Source organism: Sphaerisporangium aureirubrum (assembly GCF_042658925.1).
Classification (GTDB): Bacteria; Actinomycetota; Actinomycetes; order Streptosporangiales; family Streptosporangiaceae; genus Sphaerisporangium; species Sphaerisporangium aureirubrum.
The window spans coordinates 14,966-32,620 of sequence record NZ_JBHSRF010000095.1 but is presented as its reverse complement, the minus strand read 5'-3'; the positions used below and the strand labels follow the sequence as shown (position 1 = coordinate 32,620).

Here is a 17,655-nt window from a genome sequence, read left to right as displayed (position 1 = left end):
GCCCTCGGCACCGCCCCCCACGCAGGACCCCTTGTGGTCCCCCCCGCCCGAGCCACCGCCCAGTCAGCTACGAGCCCGAAACCTCCCCCCATACGGCGACATCCCCGTCTGGCCGCCCCAGCCCCCCGAGCCATCACAGCCCCCACAACCGCCCCGGCCCGGCCACACGCCCCAGCCAGGCCAGTCGAGCCACCTCGGCCAGCCGGGCCAAGCGAGTTACCCGAGCCATGCAGGCCAAGCCGCCCAGGCCGGGCAAGTAAGCCAAGCGAGCTACCCGAACCAAGCAGGACAGCCGGGCCAAACGGGCCAGCCAGGCCAGGCAGGCCAGTCGAGCCACCTGGGCCAGCCGAGCTACCCGAACCAGGCAGGACAGCCGGGCCAAGCGGCCCAGCCGGGCCACGCAGGACAACCGGGCCAATCGGGCCACGCAGGCCAGCCGGGCCAGCCGGGCCAGCCGGGCCAAGCCGACTACCTGGGTCAGCCAGGGCCGGCGGGCGGCGCGGGCTCCGGGGGCGTGCACTCTTCGTCGCGGGTAACGGACCCTCGCGGAGCGGGGCAGCAAGGGACGGCGGCGGTCGGGTCGGGGGCTTCGGCGGTGCCGCCTCCGATGACGCCGCCGCTGACGCCGCCAGTCGGCTGGGGGGCGCCCGCCACACCGCCGTTCACCGGGGGGGCGACGCCCCCACCGGTCACTTCAGGACCATCACCTGTCTCACCGGCCGGAACCTTCCCGCCCCCGGCCGGCCCAGGGCCGTCCTCGGCCGGGCCGGGCCCGTCCCCCATTTCGTCACCACTCCCGGGGCCGCCGTCCAGCCCCCCGCCCCCGGAGCCGTCCCCCACCATCCCGGCTCCCTCCCCCCCACCTGAGCCCACCCCGGCCACGCCGACCATCCCGGCCCCCCGCCCTCCGGGCCCGGGCGCCGTGCCCCCAAGCGACACAGCACCGGGCGCAGGAACCACGACACCGGGAACCGGCGCGACCAACCCGTCGGCGCCTTCGGCCATCACGCCGTCAGGGCAGGGGAACACTTCACCGCAGCCAGGAGCACCGGGCTCAGTGCCATCCGGCCTGGGAACCCCGGGCACCACGACGTCGGCAGGAGTGGCGCCCGGAACGGCGACGCCCGGCGCAGGGACCTCCGGAACGGCCACGCCGGGCACAGGAACGCCCGGAGGAGCAGCGCCAGGTACGGGAACGGCGACGCCAGGCATGGGAACGTCCGAGACAGCCACCCCAGGCACGGGAACGTTCGGGACAGCCACCCCAGGCACGGGAACGTCCGGGACGGCCACCCCAGGCGCGGGAACGTCCGGGACAGCCACCCCAGGGACGGGAACGTCTGGGACGGCCACCCCAGGCGCGGGAACGTCCGGTGGAGTCGCACCGGCCACAGCGTCAGGAGGGACGGCGCCTGGCGCGACGGTTCCTGGTGGTGCCCCATCGGGAGGGGCGACGTCTGGCGCGGGTCCTGTGCCGACGTTGCCGCGTTCGCAGGCGGGGCCGCCGCCGAAGGCTGGGGGCGGGCAGGGGGCGTCCTCGGGCTCGCATCGGGCGCCGGGGACGCCGTTGCCGCCGGCTCCGATCACGCTTCCGGATCTTCCGTCTCGGCACTTCGGGGACTCGACGCCGGGCGGCAGGAGTGGCTCGGTCGCCGATTCCGCTACGCCGCCGGAGGGGTTCCGGCCGTCGGGCGGGAGAAGCTCCGCGGCCGAATCCGGCTCACGCGCCGGAGAACGGCCCGCTCCGGGCACTCCGCTGCCCCCGGCCCCGCTGACCAGCACCGCCTTCTCACGCTCTTCGGGCCCTGGCGAGACGTCACCCTCCGGGGCCGGTCGTGGCGCCGGGCCTGGTGCCACCGCGAAGGACCGTGCTTCCCAGCCGTCCGAAGCACCGCAGATAGACGCGGGCACCACGGCCACACCTCCCCCGGCGACAACGTCAGGCGGCGGTACGACGGCCGCGGGTACGGACCCGACGGGTACGAGGGCCACGGCCACTGGTTCCACCGCCACAGGTCCGGCGGCGACTGGCACGAATGCGGGATCAGCGGCAGCGGGGACCGGAGGGTCGACCACCGGGCCCGCGTCGTTCTCCGCTTCGGGCGCCTCGCCCACCGCATCGCCGCCGACAGCGCCGTCCTCGGCTACGGCCCCGCCGTCGCCGGGACCGGGCTCGCCACCCGGTACGCCGCCGTCAGGGGCGGCGTCGCAACCGTTGACCGGAACCCTCCTGCCTCCGCCACGGCTGCCCGGTACGCCGCTGCCGCCGGCGCCGCGGAGCCTGGCGCCGCTGCCGTCCACCCCGCTCGCCGAGGGGCCGGGATCAGGGGCACCGACGGTGGAACGTGGCACGGGCGGACCCGCGGGTGGGCCCTCCACGGCGACGGGCGGTCCAGGTAATCCAGCCGGTAGTGCCACCGGTGCGTCCACCTCGGCAGGCGCTCCTCGTGGCGCGGCTTCGGGGACGGGCGGTCCCACCACCCCCACCGCCAACCCCGGCGGTCCTACCGGTCTGGGGCAGGCCGCCCCTGGCATGGCAGGTCCCGGGGCTTCCGGTGGGCCGGGCGGCGTCACTTCACCTCTCGGTTCCTCCGGTTTCGGCGGTACCGGTGTCACCACTCCGCTCACCCCTCCCGGTTCGCCGGCAGGCGCGGGGAGTTCGGCCGGTCCGGGCACGAGCGGACTCGGGGCCGGGGCCAGTGGTGTCGCGGCGAGCGGGCTGTCCGCGGGCGGAAGTGGTGTGGCGACCGGGCCGATCGGCGGGAGCGGGTCCAGCGGGCTGAGCGGGAGCACCGGCCTGGCCGGATCCAGCAACGGTCCCGGCGGCCCGGGGACAGGTGGAGAGCGGAGTTCGGGGGTCGTGGAGCGGCCGCCGTTCGTGCCGCCGGGAGCGTTGGTTCCGGTGGCGCCGGTGGCGGTGCCGCAGCCGGCGCCCACCGGGGCGCGGAAGAGGACGGTGCTGGCGGCGGGGGTCGCGGTGGCCGTCGCGGCGATCGGGACGGCGGCCTACTTCGGGTACCAGGCCTACTCAGGCCCGAATGAGCCGTTGACGCTACCCAGTCCCATTCCCTCGGTGGATCCGCAGATTCCGGAGCCGGAGGACACGCTGCCCGCGGAGCCGACACCGGCCGAGACCACGATGCTGGACTCCGACCGGACCGACCCGAAGAAGCTCGGGCTAAAGGAGGCCTTCGGGCAGAAGCGCGTGGTGTTGAACGGCCGCACGTACGTGCGGGTCAAGGCCGACATCACGGCCCAGTGCGGCAAGTTCGCGGTGGGCACGTTCGCCACGGCACTGAAGCAGCAGAAGTGCACCCGGGTGCTGCGGGCGACGTACGTCGACGCCAGGCGGAAGTACGCGATCACCACGGGTATCGCGGTCTTCCCCACCAAGGCCGCGGCGGTGGCGGCGGACCGGAAGAAGAACCTCGGCAAGACCATCTGGTTCCGCGGCCTCGCGGGACCGGCGGGCAGTGGCGCCGACAAGGCGGACATCTCCGGTGGTTACGCCGCAGGGCTCGTCTGGGGCCGCTACATCGTCTTCAGCTTCGCCACCTACAGCGACGGCCACACGCCGACCAAGCAGGAGAAGGACCTGGGGCCGGTGAGCGGCGTCCTGCGCGACCACACGGCCGGCGTGCTGGAGAAGCGCCTCACCGACTGAACCCGTCCCGGCTCACTGGGCCGGGCGGGTCAGGGTGCGGACGCGGCGGGTCATCTGGGCGCGGGGCAGGAACTGGTCGGGGTCGGGGTAGCGGACCTCTTCCAGGCAGAGGCCGTGGGCGGGTGCCACGTTGACCCCGGAGTCACGGGTGGCGGCGGCGAGGACGGTGCCGGGCCAGCCGGCCGGGCGCAGGCCCTCGCCGACGGCCAGCAGGGAGCCGACCAGGGCGCGGACCATCGAGTGGCAGAAGGCGTCGGCGACCACCGTGGCGACCAGGAAGCCCTCCTGGTCGCGGGCCCAGTCGAGGCGCTGCAGCTCGCGGATCGTGGTGGCGCCGTCGCGGCGCTTGCAGAAGGCGGCGAAGTCGTGTTCCCCGATCAGCCGTGAGGCGGCGGCGTTCATGGCCGTCACATCGAGGGGCCTCGGGTACCAGAGGACCTCCCTGCGCCGCAGGGGGTCCACCCCGCCGGGCGCGTCACAGACCCGGTAGGCGTAGCGGCGGGAGAGGGCGGAGAAGCGCGCGTCGAAGCCCTCAGGAGCGGCCGTGACGGTGTGAATACGGACGTCCAGCGGCAGAACCCCGGTAAGCCTACGTCCCAGCGCGAAAAGTCGCTCAGCGACCGTCTGAGGCCCTTCGGGCTGGTTCCCGTTCCCCCGCCGCTCCACCGCCTTCAGGGCCGCGAACGGAAGATCCACATGCGCGACCTGGCCCCGGGCGTGCACCCCGGCGTCGGTCCGCCCGGCCACGGTGAGGGACGGCGCGGGATCCAGCCGCAACACCTTGCCGAGCGCCGCCTCGATCTCCCCCTGCACGGTGCGCCGATCCGGCTGCCGTGCCCACCCCGAGAACTCGGTCCCCTCATACGCCAGGTCCAGCCGCACCCGCAGCTCATCCCCCACGACCGCCGAGACCGCCGTCACCACCCCCTCGATACGTGGCTCACCCGAGTTCACCGCCACCCTCCCCTCCGATCCCCAAACTCACCCGCCCACAACAAACTGCCCCCACCGTCTCATCCATCCCCACCCCCCCGCCGCCCGGCATGCCGCACACCCCCGACTTGCCCACCCATGAACGCCGCACCACCCCCGCCGTACCCCTGGCAAGCCGTACACCCCCGACTTCCACCGTGACTCAACCCGTGCCGCAGGCTCCCAGCACCGCGAACCCCAACGCCCGAACCTCTCCTGGGGTGGAAATGCCGAACGGGCCTGCCGAGGTTGTGGCAGGCCCGTTGGGGTGGGGCGGGAAAAGAGGGAGAGTTAGGACTCGTCCTTCTTTTCGTCGGTTTCCTTCTTGTCGGAAGGGGCGTCGGTGGGCTCGGTGCCGTCCGTGGTCGCGTCGGTGGGGGTGTCGGACTCGGGGAGTTCGACGACCTCCTCGGCGGGGGCGGGGGCCGGGGCCGGGGCCGACGGGGTGGTGCGGCGGGTCGTGGTGGTGGCGGTCAGGGGCTCGGTGACGAGCTCGATGACGGCCATCGGGGCGTTGTCGCCGCGGCGGGGGCCCAGCTTGGTGATGCGGGTGTAGCCGCCGGGACGCTCCGCGAAGGTGGGGGCGATCTCGGTGAAGAGGTGGTGGACGACGCCCTTGTCCTTGACCACGGTGAGGACCTGGCGACGGTTGTGGATGTCGCCGCGCTTGGCCTTGGTGATCAGGCGCTCGGCCAGCGGCCGGAGACGCTTGGCCTTGGCCTCGGTGGTGCGGATCTTGCCGTGCTGGAACAGCTGGGTGGCGAGGTTCGCCAGAATGAGCCGCTCGTGGGCAGGGCTGCCACCGAGACGAGCGCCCTTCGCGGGCTTGGGCATTTTGGTTCTCCTTAGAGGTAACCCGCTCCGGCCGTGTCAGGTACCGGGGTCGGGCCGGGAGCCTCGGGCGTGGTGACGCGCGAGGCCCCCGTTGACAGGAATCTCCGGCCGGAAGGCCGTCAGTACTGCTCGGTCTCGACGTACCGCGCGTCGTCGTCGTCGTAGTCGCCGCCGGCGACCGCGGTCGGGTCGAACCCGGGCGGGGAGTCCTTGAGCGCGAGCGACATCTCGTGCAGCTTCTGCTTGACCTCTTCGATGGACTTGGCACCGAAGTTGCGGATGTCCAGGAGGTCCTGCTCGCTGCGCGCGACCAGCTCGCCCACGGTGTGGATGCCCTCGCGCTTGAGGCAGTTGTACGAGCGGACGGTGAGGTTGAGCTCTTCGATCGGCAGCGCCAGGTCGGCGGCGAGCGCCGCGTCCGTCGGCGACGGGCCGATGTCGATGCCCTCGGCCTCGACGTTCAGCTCGCGGGCCAGGCCGAACAGCTCGACCAGGGTCTTGCCGGCGGAGGCCACCGCGTCGCGGGGCTTCATCGACGGCTTGGTCTCGACGTCCAGGATCAGACGGTCGAAGTCGGTGCGCTGCTCGACTCGGGTCGCCTCGACCTTGTAGGTGACCTTGAGCACCGGCGAGTAGATCGAGTCGACCGGCACGCGGCCGATCTCCTGGCCGGGCTGCTTGTTCTGAGCGGCGGAGACGTAGCCGCGACCGCGCTCGACGGTCAGCTCCATCTCCAGCTTCGCCTTGCCGTTGAGCGTGGCGATGTGCAGATCGGGGTTGTGCACCTCGACACCCGCGGGCGGCGCGATGTCGGCGGCGGTGACCTCGCCGGGCCCCTGCTTGCGGAGGTACATCACGACCGGCTCGTCGTGCTCGGAGGAGACGACCAGGGCCTTGAGGTTGAGGATGATGTCGGTGACGTCTTCCTTGACCCCGGGCACGGTCGAGAACTCGTGCAGCACACCCTCGATGCGGATGCTCGTGACGGCCGCCCCCGGGATGGAGGACAGCAGCGTGCGGCGCAGCGAGTTGCCGATGGTGTAGCCGAAGCCGGGCTCCAGCGGCTCGATCACGAACCGGGAGCGGGTCTCCTCGATCGACTCTTCGACGAGGGACGGGCGCTGTGCGATCAGCATGTAAATCTCCCCTGGGTTCCGCGGGGCCCGCTATTTGACCACCGCGACTGGGTACTTCACGCCTGTGCCGTACGGCCCAGGGAAGGACCGTACGGCTACCAGGCTACGCGAGCCGCTACTTGGAGTAGAGCTCGACGATCAACTGCTCCTGCACCTGGGTGTCGATCTGCTGACGGACCGGGAGCTGGTGCACCAGGACCCGCAGCTTGTCGGGCACGAAGCCGAGCCAGGCCGGGACGGTGCGGTCGCCCGCGGTGGCCCGGGCCACCTCGTACGGCATGAGGTTGCGCGACTTCTCGCGGACCTCGACGATGTCGTGCTCCCGGACCCGGTAGGACGGGATGTCGACCTTCTTGCCGTTGACCAGGATGTGGCCGTGGCGGACCTGCTGGCGGGCCGCGTCGCGGGACACGGCGAGGCCGGCCCGGAACACGACGTTGTCCAGCCGGCTCTCCAGGATCTGCAGGAGGTTCTCACCGGTCTTGCCGGTGCGCCGGTTGGCTTCCTCGTAGTAGTTGCGGAACTGCCGCTCGAGGATGCCGTAGATACGGCGGGTCTTCTGCTTCTCACGAAGCTGAAGCTGGTACTCCGACTCCTTGGGCCGGCCGCGGCCGTGCTCGCCCGGCGGGTAGGGACGGATCTCGATGGGGCACTTGGGGGACTCGCACTTGGTGCCCTTGAGGAAGAGCTTGGTCTTCTCTCGCCGGCACAGCTTGCAGTCCGCTCCGGTGTAACGAGCCATATCTATGTTTCTCCTGGCCTCAGACGCGGCGGCGCTTGGGCGGACGGCAGCCATTATGGGGAACGGGGGTGACGTCCTGGATGGACCCCACCTCCAGGCCGGTGGCCTGCAGGGACCGGATGGCGGTCTCGCGACCGGAGCCCGGGCCCTTGACGAACACGTCGACCTTGCGCATGCCGTGCTCCATGGCGCGGCGGGCGGCGTTCTCGGCGGCCATCTGCGCGGCGAACGGGGTGGACTTGCGGGAGCCCTTGAACCCGACGTGGCCGGCGCTGGCCCAGGAGATCACGTTCCCGCTGGGGTCGGTGATCGAGACGATCGTGTTGTTGAACGTGCTCTTGATGTGGGCGTGCCCGTGAGCGACGTTCTTCTTTTCCTTGCGGCGCACCTTCTTCGGTGCGGCCTGGCGGCTCTTCGGAGGCATATAGCGCTATCTCCTGAGGTGGTCGGTCCTGCTGCGTGGACGGGTGCGCGGCCGGCGGCCCTGCCTGGGCCGGGCGCGGCACCCCGTCGCGGACTACTTCTTGCCGGGCTTCTTCTTGCCGGCCACGGTCTTCTTCTTGCCCTTACGGGTGCGCGCGTTGGTCTGCGTACGCTGACCGTGCACGGGAAGGCCGCGGCGGTGTCGGATGCCCTGGTAGCAGCCGATTTCAATCTTGCGGCGGATGTCGGCCTGCACCTCGCGGCGCAGGTCACCCTCGATCTTGAAGGTGGCCTCGATGTAGTCACGCAGCGGAACCAGCTCGGTGTCGGAGAGCTGGTGGACCCGGAGGTCCGCGCTGATGCCCGTCGCGGCCAGGATCTCCTGGGCGCGGCTGCGGCCGATTCCGTAGATGTACGTGAGAGCGATCTCCAGCCGCTTGTCGCGGGGGAGGTCGACGCCAACCAGGCGAGCCATGGTCGGGCATTCTCCTTCGTGTGGCGGAGGTCCTGCGCGTCACTGCCCCTCCCCATGCCCGGGGTGAGGGCCCCGGCCTCCGACCGGGGGTCTTCCGCGTGGTGCGGCTGACGCCGCCTGCGCGAATGTGATGCGCGTTTACATTTCACCGGGCCGAAGGCCCCGCCCACTGGTGGCGGCACCCCGTCCCGGTAGCGATCAGCCCTGGCGCTGCTTGTGGCGCAGGTTGTCGCAGATCACCATGACGCGACCGTGCCGGCGAATCACCTTGCACTTGTCGCAGATCTTCTTGACGCTCGGCTTGACCTTCATAGTCCTTACATTCCTCAGACGGCCCGCCCGCCGGCCTGGGTCGACCCGCTTCGCCGCGCGCGCACGCACGGGTCGGCAGGGTCTACCACGCCGCCGGTAAGGGGGCTCACTTGTAGCGGTAGACGATCCGCCCACGACTCAGGTCGTAGGGGCTCAGTTCAACGACCACCCTGTCGTCGGGAAGGATCCGGATGTAGTGCATCCGCATCCGTCCGCTGATGTGGGCCAGGACCTTATGGCCGTTGTCGAGCTGCACCCGGAACATTGCGTTCGGGAGCGACTCAACCACAGTGCCCTCGATCTCGATGGCGCCGTCCTTCTTGGCCATGTCCCTCGCGTTTCACTGATCGGTCGTCTGAGGTATCGGAACACTACGCAGCCGCGACCACGCGCGTGAGAGAGCGGCGCTCGCTGGGCCGCACGACGCGCGATGGTCATAGTGAACCGACAAAGGAGTGTACGACAACCGGCGAGGAATTGCGAAACGCCAGGCGCTTGTCCGGACACAACCGGTCTCCATCGTACCCCAGAACGAGGGTCCTCGAGGATCACGGCGCCCCGGGCGCGGCACGTCCCCCCGCGGCGGGGAACGCCGAAGCGATACGCGCCCGCCCGGCCGCCGGTTCCGCCGACACCGGTGCCGGACGGGCGCGTGCTCATCACTCCCCTCCGCTAAAGATCAGCTACCCGCCTACAAACCGGGAAAGTGCCATGAGTGGTAAAGGCTGTGTCCATTGCCCGTGAAAATGAGAAAGAGCGGGCGCTCTCCCGAGCACCCGCCCTGATCCCCAAATCTTCTACCCCCGCGCCCGGCGCCCCCTCGCGGAGACCGGGCGGACGTGGATCACGTCCTAGAAGACGTCCTTGTAGGAGCCGCAGTCGTCGAAGCGGTTGTCGCCCTCGCAGACGCGGATGTCGAAGTCGTCGAAGCCGTTGCTCTTGCGGAAGCCGCCGAACTTGTTGAAGTTCAGCCGGCCGAAGGTCTTGTAGTACTTGGTGTGGAAGCCGCCGTCGTCGTGCCAGCGGAACCACACGTAGCTGTAGTCACGGTCGCGGTCGCGGTCGAACAGGCTGCCGTAGAACCAGTAGCGGCCGCTCGACTTCTCCCAGTAGCCCTTGAAGTAGGAGCGGTGCCCGCGGTCCTCACGCCGGCCGAAGTCGGAGTAGATGGGGCCGAAGAAGTGGCGCGAGGCCTGCGCCTGCGTCGCGACGGTCGAGCTGCTCGCGTCCGCGGCCGACGCCGAGGCGGCGGGGGCGGTGGCGGCGGCGAGCCCTGCGGCCAGCGAGCCGGCGAGGGCGGTGCTGACGAGCAGGTTGCGAATCTTTCGCACGGTTTCCTCCTGTTAGCGAGCGTCCTCGGGATCGAGGACGGTTCCCCGTGCCCGGTGAGAATTTGGTGCTGCTCTCTCCGGACAGCGCTCACATTAGGAAGCCGTGACCATTCATTCTGCGTAGGAATGCACACATGCCGCCGAGCGTGCACAACGGCACACAAGAAGGGCTTTCCCCGCGTCAGCGATCCCGCTGACGCCCGCGGTTGTTGTGGCTGGGGTCGAGGCCGAAAATGCTGCTGACCAGCAGGATCGCGCCCCACGGCCCCCCGACCCACATGGGCCAGAAGTAGTCGCCGGGGCTGGTGAGGGCCCAGACGACCGTGCACACCGCGACCACCGAGGCCCAGGACGCCCAGGCGGCCTTGAGCCCCTTGCGGACGGCGTCGTCCCGCCGGGCCGGCGCCTTCGGCTGGGGCGCGGGCAGGGTGTGCAGGTCGATGCCGGGCAGGTCGGCGGTGATCTTCTGCAGGTCGCCGTACGTGCGGCCCTGATAGACCAGCTCCAGCCGCTCGTTGAACTCGTCCATCGTGAGCCTGCCCTGGGCGGCGTGCTCGCGCAGCTCCGCCGCCACCCTGTCCCGGTCGCCGTCCGACGCCCGCATCTCCGGTACCGCCGCCATCACCCTCAACTCCCGCCAAGACGCGCGTGCGCGACCGGCCCCAAGCGCGGGTCAGGCGAAGTCAACGCCCGGCCGTGCCCTCGGTGTCCGTTCGCCCTCCAGCCAATTCGGTGAGCCGTGCCTCTCCCCCGTCAAGGGCAGTGAGCACCCAAGGACCATTATCGGTTACGGCGACGCTGTGCTCGAAGTGTGCGGAGGGCTTTCCGTCGATAGTCACGACGGTCCAGTCGTCGTCCAGCACCCGTGTGCGGTCGGTGCCGAGATTGACCATCGGCTCCACGGCGAAGCACATGCCGGCCTCCAGCTTGGGTCCCCGGCCCGGCTTGCCGTGGTTGGCCACCCACGGGTCCATGTGCATCTCGGTGCCGATGCCGTGCCCGCCGTACTCGTGAGGGATGCCGTAGCGGCCCTGAGAGCGGACGTAACGCTCGACCGCGTGCCCGACGTCGGACAGGTGACGCCCGACGCCGAGGGCCGCGATACCGCGCCACATGGCCTCCTCGGTGACCCGCATCAGGTCGGTGAGCGCGGGGTCCACCTCGCCGATCGCCACGGTGATCGCCGAGTCGCCGTGCCAGCCGTCCAGGATGGCGCCGCAGTCGATGGACAGGATGTCGCCCTCGCGCAGCGGGCGGTGGTCGCCGGGGATGCCGTGCACCACCTCGTCGTTGACCGACGCGCAGATCGTCGCGGGGAACCCCTGATATCCCTTGAAGGACGGGATCGCGCCCTCGTCGCGGATGGCCTTCTCGGCGATGGCGTCCAGATCGAGCGGCGTCATCCCCGGACGCACGGACGTCCGCAGCAACTCCAGCGTGCGGCCGACCACGAGCCCCGCGGCCCGCATCTTGCCGAGCTGCTCGGCCGTCTTGATCTGGATTCCGTGCTTGTTCTTCTTGAACACGTACTGGCACCCCCTGGGCGGGTCAACGGGTTGGGTGGCATCCCGATTCCCCCGATTGTCCCCCAACAAGGCGAACGCCACCCCTGGAGTATCACCCCAGAAGTGGCGTAAGCCACGAGATAACCGGTTGCCGGCGGGAAACCGGCGAACCTGGATCAGTCCACGTAACGGCGCAGCACCTGCATCGCCCGCTGAGTGATCTCTTCGACAGGCCCGGTCGCGTCCACCCCGTGCAGGATGCCCTCGTCCGCGTAGAACGAGATGAGCGGCGCGGTCTGCTGCTGGTAGACCTCGAGCCTGTGGCGGATCGTCTCCTCGCGGTCGTCGTCCCTCTGGAACAGCTGACCGCCGCAGACGTCGCACACCCCCTCCTTGGAGGAGGGGTCGAACACCACGTGCCACACCTTGCCGCAGGAGCGGCAGGTGCGGCGCCCGGCCAGGCGGCGGACGACCTCCTCGTCGTCTACGACGAGTTCGAGGACGAGGTCCAGCGCCGTGCCGAACTCGGCCAGCATCTTGTTCAGCGTCTGCGCCTGCGGCACGTTGCGCGGGAAGCCGTCCAGGAGGAAGCCTTCCTGCGCGTCCGGTGCCGAGAGCCGGTCGCGGACCATGGCGATGGTGACCTCGTCGGGCACGAGGTCGCCACGGTCCATGTACTCCTTGGCAAGCTTGCCGAGTTCCGTGCCGCCCGACACGTTGGCACGGAAGATGTCACCTGTCGAGATCTTCGGGATGGACAGGTTCGATGCGATGAACTGGGCCTGTGTCCCCTTGCCCGCTCCGGGGGGCCCGACCAGGACGAGGCGCACTACTTGAGGAAGCCCTCGTAGTTCCGCTGTTGTAGCTGGCTCTCGATCTGCTTCACGGTGTCCAGCCCAACTCCAACCATGATCAGGATGCTCGTGCCTCCGAATGGGAAGTTCTGGCTCGCACCGGCCACCGCCAGAGCGACGATCGGCACCATGGAGATCAGGCCAAGGTAGAGCGAGCCAGGAGCGGTCAACCTGTTGAGCACGTAGCTGAGGTACTCGGCGGTCGGCCGTCCCGGACGGATGCCCGGGATGAATCCACCGTACTTCTTCATGTTGTCGGCGACTTCAACGGGGTTGAAGGTGATGGACACGTAGAAGTAAGTGAAGAAGATGATCAGCACGAAGAACGTGACCATGTACACCGGGTGGTCGCCGCGCACGAAGTTCTGCGCGAGCCACTCGATGACGACGTTCGGGTTCTGCTGGTTGCCGAACAGCGACACCAGCAGCTGCGGGAGGTACAACAGCGAGGAGGCGAAGATGACGGGGATGATGCCCGCCTGGTTCACCTTCAAGGGGATGTAGGTCGAGGTCCCACCGTACATCCGGCGGCCCACCATGCGCTTGGCGTATTGAACGGGGATGCGGCGCTGGGCCTGTTCCACGAACACCACCGCCGCGATCATGAACACTCCGACGACCATCACCACGACGAAGGTGAAGGCGTTCTGGCGGAAGATGTTCAGGAGCTCGGAGGGGAACACCGCGATGACCTGAGTGAAGATCAGGATCGACATGCCGTTGCCGACGCCGCGGTCGGTGATGAGCTCACCGAGCCACATGATCACCGACGTGCCGGCGGTCATGGTGATGACCATGGTCACGATGGTGAAGACGTCGTTGTTCACCAGAACGGACTGGCGGCAGTTCGGGAACAGCTGACCTGTGCGGGCCAGCGCCACGAACGCGGTCGACTGCAGGACCGCGAGGCCGATGGTCAGGTAACGCGTGTACTGCGTGATCCTGGCGTTGCCGGATTGGCCTTCCTTCTTCAGCGCCTCGAGGCGAGGAATCACCACGGTGAGCAACTGAAGAATGATGCTCGCGGTGATGTACGGCATGATGCCGAGCGCGAACACGGAAAGTTTCAGCAGAGCGCCGCCGCTGAACAACTGCACCATGCCGTAGATGTTGGCGGCGTCGCTCGCCTGCGCCTCTTTCAAGCACTGCTGGACGTTCGTCGTGTGCACGCCGGGGGTCGGCAGCACCGAGCCCAGTCGGAACAAGGCGATGACGCCCAGCGTGAACAGCAGTTTGTTGCGCAGGTCGGGCGTACGGAACGCCCGGGTAATCGCGGTCAGCACGGCCCCTCCTGCGCGCCTTTCAGGCGGTGTCGGTCAGCGAAGGTCTTGGAGTCATCCATCGGCACATCTCTGCTCAATGAGCCCTGGACAACCCTGTGTCCAGCGCACTCTAACGCACTACGGGCGCGGCGGCTCACAGTGAGCCTCCGCGCCTCGTACTGCCCCACTTACAGCGCGGTGACGGAGCCACCGGCCTCAGTGATCTTGTCCTTCGCGGAGGCTGAATAAGCGTGCACCCGCACGTTCAACGCCACCGAGATGTCACCGGTTCCCAGAATCTTCACCGGCTGGTTCTTGCGCACCGCGCCGCGCTCGACCAGCGTCTCCACCGTGACGTCTCCGCCATCGGGGAACAGCTCGCCGAGCTTGTCCAGGTTGACGACCTGATAGGTCGTCTTGAACAGCGCGTTGGAGAAGCCCTTCAGCTTCGGCAGCCGCCGCTGAAGCGGAACCTGGCCACCTTCGAAGCCGTGAGGCACCTTGTTGCGGGCCTTGGTGCCCTTGGTGCCACGACCGGACGTCTTACCCTTGGACGCCTCGCCGCGACCCTTGCGGATCTTGGCGCGGTTGGCGCCGCGGGCCGGACGCAGGTCGTGGATCCCGAGCGGCCGCTCGCCGCTGTTGTTCTCTGCGTTAGCCATGACTAGTCGACCTCTTCCACCTCGACGAGGTGCGCCACCACGGCGACCATCCCGCGGAACTCGGGACGGTCCTCCTTGATGACGACGTCGCCGATCCGCTTCAGGCCCAGCGATCGCAGCGACTCACGCTGGTTCTGCTTGCCACCGATCTTCGACCGGGTCTGCGTGATCCTCAGGCGCGCCATCGGTCAGCTCACCGCCTTCGCGGCGGCCGCGGCCTCGGCGATGCCCTCGGCGCGGGCCTTGAGCATGCGTACGGGCGCCACGTGCTCGATCGGCAGCCCGCGACGGGCGGCGATCTCCTCGGGCCTGCTGAGGCCCTTCAGGGCCGCCACGGTGGCGTGCACGATGTTGATCGGGTTGTCGGACCCGAGCGACTTCGACAGCACGTCGTGGATGCCCGCGCACTCCAGCACGGCGCGCACCGGGCCACCGGCGATGACGCCGGTACCGGGGGACGCCGGGCGCAGCAGCACGACACCCGCGGCGTCCTCGCCCTGCGAGGTGTGCGGGATGGTGCCCTGGATGCGCGGCACCTTGAAGAAGTGCTTCTTGGCCTCTTCGACGCCCTTGGCGATCGCCGCGGGCACCTCCTTGGCCTTGCCGTACCCGACACCGACCAGGCCGTTGCCGTCGCCGACGACGACCAGGGCGGTGAAGCTGAAGCGCCGGCCGCCCTTGACGACCTTGGCGACACGGTTGATCTTCACGACGCGCTCGATGTACGAGACGCCCTTCTCTGCGGCACCACCGCGGCGATCGTCGCGACGGTCACGCCGCTCACCACCGCCGCCGGCACCGCGACGCGGAGCTGCAGCCATCAGTGGTTCCTCTCCTCATAGCTCATGATCAGGATGCTGGCCGGAGTCATCAGAACTCCAGCCCGCCTTCACGGGCGCTGTCCGCGAGCGCGGCGATGCGGCCCGCGTAGCGGTTGCCGCCGCGGTCGAACACGACGGCGGTGATCCCGGCGGCCTTGGCCCGCTGAGCGAGGAGCTCGCCGACCTTCTTCGCCTTGTCGGTCTTGGTGCCGTCGGCGGTGCGCAGCGAGGCGTCCAGAGTGGACACGCTCACCATCGTGTGGCCGGCGGTGTCGTCGACGATCTGCACGAACAGGTGCCGCGCCGAGCGGTTGACGACCAGACGCGGACGGGCCGGCGAGCCGACGACCTTCTTGCGGACGCGGCGGTGGCGGCGCGAGCGGGAAAGCGCCCGTGCGGCCCTGTGCTTGGCAACCTTGGTGAAGGCCATGACTACTTACCAGCCTTTCCGACCTTGCGGCGGATGACTTCGCCCTGGTACCGCACACCCTTGCCCTTGTAGGGGTCAGGCTTGCGCAGCTTGCGGATGTTCGCGGCGACCTCGCCGACCTTCTGCTTGTCGATGCCGTCCACGTGGAACAGGGTCGGCCGCTCGACGCGGAAGCTCACGCCCTCGGGCGCGTCGACGATGACGGGGTGGCTGAAGCCCAGCGAGAACTCCAGCTGCGTCGGGCCCTTGGCCTGGACGCGGTAACCGACCCCGACGATCTCCAGCGTCTTGCTGTACCCCTTGGTCACGCCGTCCACCATGTTGGCGATCAGCGTGCGGGACAGCCCGTGCAACGCGCGGACCTTGTTCTCGTCGTTCGGGCGGGTAATGGTGATCGCGCCGTCGTCGCCGCGGGCGACGTCGATCGGCTCGACCACAGAGTGCGAAAGCGTGCCCTTCGGCCCCTTGACCGTGACATCCCGGCCGTCGATGGTGATGTCGACACCGTTCGGTACGGGGATGGGCAGCCGTCCAATACGCGACATGCTGTGATGCCTCCCTTCTACCAAACGTAGGCGAGGACTTCCCCGCCCACACCACGCTTGCCGGCCTGCCTGTCAGTCATGAGACCTCCGGACGTCGAGATGATCGCGACGCCGAGGCCACCCAGGACCCTGGGCAGGTTGTCCTTCTTTGCATAGACCCGCAGACCGGGCTTGGATACCCGTCGCAGGCCCGCGATGGACCGTTCACGCGTAGGCCCGAACTTGAGCTCCACCACGAGGTTCTTCCCGACCTTGGCGTCTTCGACGGCCCAGGCCTGGATGTAGCCCTCCTGCTGGAGGATCTCGGCGATGTGCGCCTTGATCTTCGAGTACGGCATGCTCACGGTGTCGTGATACGCCGAGTTCGCGTTACGCAGACGCGTCAGCATGTCCGCGATCGGGTCGGTCATCGTCATGGCCGGTGGCCCTCCTCACCGCGGTTTCCCGAACGGGACCTACGGTGTGGTCGTGGGCGCCTGTAGTGGCACCCGGTTGATATGTCTTCTTCGATGTGCGGCCGGCACCGTGCGGGCCCCTCCCGGAGGGGGCTCTCGCCCCTGCAAGAGGAGCCCGCGCGGGGTCTACCAGCTCGACTTGGTGATGCCCGGCAGCTCGCCCCGGTGCGCCATCTCACGGAAGCACACCCGGCACAGGCCGAACTTGCGGTAGACGGCGCGAGGCCGCCCGCACCGCGAGCACCGAGTGTAGGCCCGGACGCCGAACTTCGGCTTGCGCGCCGCCTTGGCGATCAAGGACTTCTTGGCCATCAGGCCTTCCTTTCGCGATTCTCAGCCATCCCGGCCGCCTACGCTTCCTTGAAGGGGAAGCCGAGAAGCTTGAGCAGCGCCCGGCCCTGGTCGTCGTTGGCCGCGGTGGTCACGACCGTGATGTCCATGCCCCGCTGACGGTCCACCCGGTCCGGGTCGACCTCGTGGAACATCACCTGTTCGGTCAGACCGAAGGTGTAGTTCCCGTTGCCGTCGAACTGCTTGGGGGACAGGCCGCGGAAGTCCCGGATGCGCGGAAGCGCGAGGGACAGCAGCCGGTCGAGGAACTCCCACATGCGGTCGCCGCGCAGCGTCACGTGGGCGCCGATCGGCATGCCCTCGCGCAGCTTGAACTGGGCGATGGACTTGCGGGCGTGCGCGACGGCGGGCTTCTGGCCGGTGATCGCGGTCAGATCGCGGACGGCGCCTTCGATGAGCTTGGAGTCCCGAGCCGCCTCGCCGACACCCATGTTCACCTTGATCTTGGTGAGCCTGGGGATCTGCATGGCGTTCTCGATGCCGAACTGCTCACGCAGCTTGGCGGCGATCTCCTCGCGGTAACGCTCCTTGAGACGCGGCACCTGCCTGGTCTCGGTGGTGGTGGCGGTCATCAGTTGTCCTCACCCGATTCGTCGGCCTTGTCGGCCTTCTTGGCGGGCTTGTCGTCGTCCTTCTTCGCCTCGTCCTTGAGCTTCTTGACGTTGCTCACGTGGATGGGGGCCTCCATGGTCCGGATGCCGCCCTCCTTGGCGCCGCGCGGACCCTGGTGGGTGACCTTGGAGTGCTTCTTGACCATGTTGACGCCCTCGACGACGACGCGGTCCTCCCGCGGAATCGCCAGGATCACACGGCCCTTGGCACCCTTGTCCTTACCGGCGATGACCTGGACGAGGTCACCCTTCTTCACATGCAGCTTCGGC

The 17,655-nt window shown here is 69.1% G+C and carries 23 protein-coding genes; 1 reads left to right on the top strand and 22 read right to left on the bottom strand.

What is annotated here, in order from left to right:
* The first annotated feature begins 2,740 nt into the window (after positions 1–2,740).
* Complete coding sequence (locus ACFP1K_RS36245; protein WP_380762060.1) at positions 2,741–3,664, top strand: hypothetical protein; 924 nt, start codon at positions 2,741–2,743, stop codon at positions 3,662–3,664.
* A 12-nt stretch (positions 3,665–3,676) separates the two neighbouring features.
* Here the strand turns inward: ACFP1K_RS36245 and truA are convergent, their stop codons facing one another.
* From truA to rplX, 22 genes are all read right to left on the bottom strand, one after another.
* On the bottom strand, positions 3,677–4,585 hold the full coding sequence (gene truA / locus ACFP1K_RS36240) for a tRNA pseudouridine(38-40) synthase TruA (RefSeq protein ID WP_380762066.1): 909 nt from the start codon (positions 4,583–4,585) through the stop codon (positions 3,677–3,679).
* Positions 4,586–4,927: 342 nt separating this feature from the next.
* On the bottom strand, positions 4,928–5,470 hold the full coding sequence (rplQ, locus tag ACFP1K_RS36235) for a 50S ribosomal protein L17 (RefSeq protein ID WP_380762058.1): 543 nt from the start codon (positions 5,468–5,470) through the stop codon (positions 4,928–4,930).
* Between the two features lie 119 nt (positions 5,471–5,589).
* Positions 5,590–6,606, bottom strand: a complete 1,017-nt coding sequence (locus ACFP1K_RS36230) for a DNA-directed RNA polymerase subunit alpha (RefSeq protein ID WP_380762056.1) — start codon at positions 6,604–6,606, stop codon at positions 5,590–5,592.
* 115 nt (positions 6,607–6,721) lie between these two features.
* Complete coding sequence (rpsD, locus tag ACFP1K_RS36225; RefSeq protein ID WP_380762054.1) at positions 6,722–7,348, bottom strand: 30S ribosomal protein S4; 627 nt, start codon at positions 7,346–7,348, stop codon at positions 6,722–6,724.
* Positions 7,349–7,367: 19 nt separating this feature from the next.
* Positions 7,368–7,772, bottom strand: a complete 405-nt coding sequence (rpsK, locus tag ACFP1K_RS36220) for a 30S ribosomal protein S11 (RefSeq protein ID WP_184978991.1) — start codon at positions 7,770–7,772, stop codon at positions 7,368–7,370.
* 93 nt (positions 7,773–7,865) lie between these two features.
* On the bottom strand, positions 7,866–8,246 hold the full coding sequence (rpsM, locus tag ACFP1K_RS36215; protein WP_380762052.1) for a 30S ribosomal protein S13: 381 nt from the start codon (positions 8,244–8,246) through the stop codon (positions 7,866–7,868).
* A gap of 198 nt (positions 8,247–8,444) precedes the next feature.
* Positions 8,445–8,558 (bottom strand): 50S ribosomal protein L36, encoded by a 114-nt coding sequence (gene rpmJ / locus ACFP1K_RS36210; protein WP_003956441.1) that lies wholly within the window; start codon positions 8,556–8,558, stop codon positions 8,445–8,447.
* Between the two features lie 106 nt (positions 8,559–8,664).
* Positions 8,665–8,886, bottom strand: a complete 222-nt coding sequence (infA, locus tag ACFP1K_RS36205) for a translation initiation factor IF-1 (RefSeq protein WP_012887858.1) — start codon at positions 8,884–8,886, stop codon at positions 8,665–8,667.
* Between the two features lie 523 nt (positions 8,887–9,409).
* Entirely contained in the window at positions 9,410–9,889 is a 480-nt protein-coding gene (locus ACFP1K_RS36200; RefSeq protein WP_380762050.1) for a hypothetical protein, read from the bottom strand.
* A 181-nt stretch (positions 9,890–10,070) separates the two neighbouring features.
* Entirely contained in the window at positions 10,071–10,511 is a 441-nt protein-coding gene (locus tag ACFP1K_RS36195; protein ID WP_380762048.1) for a DUF1707 SHOCT-like domain-containing protein, read from the bottom strand.
* A 61-nt stretch (positions 10,512–10,572) separates the two neighbouring features.
* Positions 10,573–11,415 (bottom strand): type I methionyl aminopeptidase, encoded by an 843-nt coding sequence (gene map, locus ACFP1K_RS36190; protein WP_380762046.1) that lies wholly within the window; start codon positions 11,413–11,415, stop codon positions 10,573–10,575.
* Positions 11,416–11,570: 155 nt separating this feature from the next.
* Positions 11,571–12,224: an adenylate kinase gene (locus tag ACFP1K_RS36185; protein ID WP_380762044.1), complete on the bottom strand. Its 654-nt coding sequence runs from the start codon at positions 12,222–12,224 to the stop codon at positions 11,571–11,573.
* Positions 12,224–13,531 carry a preprotein translocase subunit SecY gene (secY, locus tag ACFP1K_RS36180; protein WP_380762042.1) on the bottom strand — a complete coding sequence of 436 codons (1,308 nt, stop codon included), beginning with the start codon at positions 13,529–13,531 and terminating at the stop codon, positions 12,224–12,226. Before secY ends, ACFP1K_RS36185 begins: the two co-directional genes overlap by 1 nt.
* A gap of 167 nt (positions 13,532–13,698) precedes the next feature.
* Complete coding sequence (gene rplO, locus ACFP1K_RS36175; protein ID WP_380762040.1) at positions 13,699–14,172, bottom strand: 50S ribosomal protein L15; 474 nt, start codon at positions 14,170–14,172, stop codon at positions 13,699–13,701.
* A 2-nt stretch (positions 14,173–14,174) separates the two neighbouring features.
* Complete coding sequence (gene rpmD / locus ACFP1K_RS36170) at positions 14,175–14,357, bottom strand: 50S ribosomal protein L30 (RefSeq protein ID WP_380762038.1); 183 nt, start codon at positions 14,355–14,357, stop codon at positions 14,175–14,177.
* A 3-nt stretch (positions 14,358–14,360) separates the two neighbouring features.
* On the bottom strand, positions 14,361–14,993 hold the full coding sequence (gene rpsE / locus ACFP1K_RS36165) for a 30S ribosomal protein S5 (protein WP_347632437.1): 633 nt from the start codon (positions 14,991–14,993) through the stop codon (positions 14,361–14,363).
* Between the two features lie 49 nt (positions 14,994–15,042).
* Complete coding sequence (rplR, locus tag ACFP1K_RS36160; RefSeq protein ID WP_380762036.1) at positions 15,043–15,423, bottom strand: 50S ribosomal protein L18; 381 nt, start codon at positions 15,421–15,423, stop codon at positions 15,043–15,045.
* A gap of 2 nt (positions 15,424–15,425) precedes the next feature.
* Positions 15,426–15,968 carry a 50S ribosomal protein L6 gene (gene rplF, locus ACFP1K_RS36155; protein ID WP_380762034.1) on the bottom strand — a complete coding sequence of 181 codons (543 nt, stop codon included), beginning with the start codon at positions 15,966–15,968 and terminating at the stop codon, positions 15,426–15,428.
* Positions 15,969–15,985: 17 nt separating this feature from the next.
* Positions 15,986–16,384, bottom strand: coding sequence for a 30S ribosomal protein S8 (rpsH, locus tag ACFP1K_RS36150; protein WP_380762032.1), 399 nt, complete (start codon positions 16,382–16,384; stop codon positions 15,986–15,988).
* Positions 16,385–16,549: 165 nt separating this feature from the next.
* Positions 16,550–16,735 carry a type Z 30S ribosomal protein S14 gene (locus tag ACFP1K_RS36145; protein ID WP_184978978.1) on the bottom strand — a complete coding sequence of 62 codons (186 nt, stop codon included), beginning with the start codon at positions 16,733–16,735 and terminating at the stop codon, positions 16,550–16,552.
* Between the two features lie 38 nt (positions 16,736–16,773).
* Positions 16,774–17,346 (bottom strand): 50S ribosomal protein L5, encoded by a 573-nt coding sequence (gene rplE / locus ACFP1K_RS36140; protein ID WP_380762030.1) that lies wholly within the window; start codon positions 17,344–17,346, stop codon positions 16,774–16,776.
* Positions 17,346–17,648: a 50S ribosomal protein L24 gene (rplX, locus tag ACFP1K_RS36135; protein ID WP_380762064.1), complete on the bottom strand. Its 303-nt coding sequence runs from the start codon at positions 17,646–17,648 to the stop codon at positions 17,346–17,348. The genes rplE and rplX overlap by 1 nt, the downstream gene beginning before the upstream one ends.
* Positions 17,649–17,655 lie beyond the last annotated feature (7 nt).

What these genes read in the sequence shown, in the direction of transcription:
- rplQ (WP_380762058.1), bottom strand. Translation starts at nt 5,470, where the DNA reads ATGCCCAAGCCCGCGAAGGGCGCTCGTCTCGGTGGCAGCCCTGCCCAC.
- ACFP1K_RS36230 (WP_380762056.1), bottom strand. Translation starts at nt 6,606, where the DNA reads ATGCTGATCGCACAGCGCCCGTCCCTCGTCGAAGAGTCGATCGAGGAG.
- rpsD (WP_380762054.1), bottom strand. Translation starts at nt 7,348, where the DNA reads ATGGCTCGTTACACCGGAGCGGACTGCAAGCTGTGCCGGCGAGAGAAG.
- rpsK (WP_184978991.1), bottom strand. Translation starts at nt 7,772, where the DNA reads ATGCCTCCGAAGAGCCGCCAGGCCGCACCGAAGAAGGTGCGCCGCAAG.
- rpsM (WP_380762052.1), bottom strand. Translation starts at nt 8,246, where the DNA reads ATGGCTCGCCTGGTTGGCGTCGACCTCCCCCGCGACAAGCGGCTGGAG.
- rpmJ (WP_003956441.1), bottom strand. Translation starts at nt 8,558, where the DNA reads ATGAAGGTCAAGCCGAGCGTCAAGAAGATCTGCGACAAGTGCAAGGTG.
- infA (WP_012887858.1), bottom strand. Translation starts at nt 8,886, where the DNA reads ATGGCCAAGAAGGACGGCGCCATCGAGATCGAGGGCACTGTGGTTGAG.
- ACFP1K_RS36195 (WP_380762048.1), bottom strand. Translation starts at nt 10,511, where the DNA reads ATGGCGGCGGTACCGGAGATGCGGGCGTCGGACGGCGACCGGGACAGG.
- rplO (WP_380762040.1), bottom strand. Translation starts at nt 14,172, where the DNA reads ATGGCTAACGCAGAGAACAACAGCGGCGAGCGGCCGCTCGGGATCCAC.
- rpmD (WP_380762038.1), bottom strand. Translation starts at nt 14,357, where the DNA reads ATGGCGCGCCTGAGGATCACGCAGACCCGGTCGAAGATCGGTGGCAAG.
- rpsE (WP_347632437.1), bottom strand. Translation starts at nt 14,993, where the DNA reads ATGGCTGCAGCTCCGCGTCGCGGTGCCGGCGGCGGTGGTGAGCGGCGT.
- rplR (WP_380762036.1), bottom strand. Translation starts at nt 15,423, where the DNA reads ATGGCCTTCACCAAGGTTGCCAAGCACAGGGCCGCACGGGCGCTTTCC.
- rplF (WP_380762034.1), bottom strand. Translation starts at nt 15,968, where the DNA reads ATGTCGCGTATTGGACGGCTGCCCATCCCCGTACCGAACGGTGTCGAC.
- rpsH (WP_380762032.1), bottom strand. Translation starts at nt 16,384, where the DNA reads ATGACGATGACCGACCCGATCGCGGACATGCTGACGCGTCTGCGTAAC.
- ACFP1K_RS36145 (WP_184978978.1), bottom strand. Translation starts at nt 16,735, where the DNA reads ATGGCCAAGAAGTCCTTGATCGCCAAGGCGGCGCGCAAGCCGAAGTTC.
- rplE (WP_380762030.1), bottom strand. Translation starts at nt 17,346, where the DNA reads ATGACCGCCACCACCACCGAGACCAGGCAGGTGCCGCGTCTCAAGGAG.